Raw genomic sequence first — 1308 nt, forward strand, 5'->3', positions numbered from 1 at the left:
GTAACTCTTGGATTTGATGTTTTTTTGTTTCTTGGTAGTTGTTGGCTTGTTTTCACTTCTCCAATGGACTGAATATCAACTACTTTCTTTCCTATAATCAGTCTTTCATAATTGGCATAAAATCCTTGGATTAAATCTTTTTTGGATTTATAAGAAGTGTGATAACCATTTTTGTACTTTTCGAACGAATTCTTCCTCGCCTTGTCAAAATCTTTTGAAGCCTGCTTGGGAACTTGTGCATTGATGTCATTTAACCACTCATATCTCTTTCGCTTCTTGATCTTTGTAAATCGTTTCTGTAAAGCTAACTGTGAAACAGATTTTCCAAATAGCTTATAGTATCTATCACTCATTCTTTTACAATAGTTATAAGCGAATCTTGCAGCACCAGCATGGTTTCTAAGCACTTTTTCTTGTTCAGGCGTTGGAATCAGTCTGACTTTCTTCGCCAATATCATCAGAATTTAACTCCTTTACTGTGCGATTATTCGGGCACTCACCTTTCAGATAATGAAAGATTTGTTCTTCTGAATAGTAGCGTGTTCCACCAGCATTCTCCTGAGACTACTCGGATGCAACAAACCTGTTAATTCTGATACTTGACTAACTCGTAAAAATTTCATTATTATTCTCACCTCATTGAATCGAACGTAGCACATACGTTCGATAAATTCAATAAAGTTTGATAGATTCAATAAAATTTATCTTGTTCAACTAAGGGCGCAATTCCTTAGCCAGTTCTCTTATGAACTTCTCATGTTTTCACATGAGCGCAGACTATATGTTTATCTACTTAGAGATAGAGGATTTTTCCACCACCATAGGCTTGTGATGTACTCTCGTCAGTTATACGAGATAGTCGTTGAACGTTCATCTTATCAATTTTGACTTAGATGATTCGAGGCGGAAGACCCATTGTTCTAGTGTTTAGGATTTAACCTTGCACGATCTGATTGATTTTTTCTGCTTTCGCGACATTCACGCTCGCTATTTCTAGCCACGCTGTAGTTCAATCAGCTTTAGGGATTGCCCGCAGTTAACCCTCACTACTAGCCAATCACTTGACTAGCAGGGCTTGCTGATATATTTAATTAACTTTAGTTATAATTGGTTAAATAAATCGTAACAGTTAATTACCCTTTCTTCTTAAAATAAATTTTCATAATCGGTTTTTTTGCAACAAAAAAACCTCTCCGATAAGAAGAAGTTACGTATATCTTCGTCTTATCTCCCAGAACAAAAATGTTCTGCTGGAATTAGCACCTGCATCGCGGTTGCTGGGTTTCATCGGGCCAGTCCCTCCACCTC

Annotated in this window: 1 protein-coding gene and 1 riboswitch; the gene reads right to left on the reverse strand. The window is 36.9% G+C overall.

Annotated features, from left to right (window positions below; genetic code table 11):
• Positions 1–458, reverse strand: a 458-nt coding sequence (locus tag V7038_RS08670; RefSeq protein WP_335469842.1) for a transposase, incomplete at its 3' end; no start/stop codon positions are given.
• A gap of 771 nt (positions 459–1229) precedes the next feature.
• A riboswitch (SAM riboswitch) is annotated at positions 1230–1308 on the reverse strand.

The sequence above is a fragment of the Bacillus sp. JJ783 genome (assembly GCF_036963225.1).
In the GTDB taxonomy this organism is placed as follows: Bacteria; Bacillota; Bacilli; order Bacillales; family Bacillaceae_G; genus Bacillus_A; species Bacillus_A cereus_U.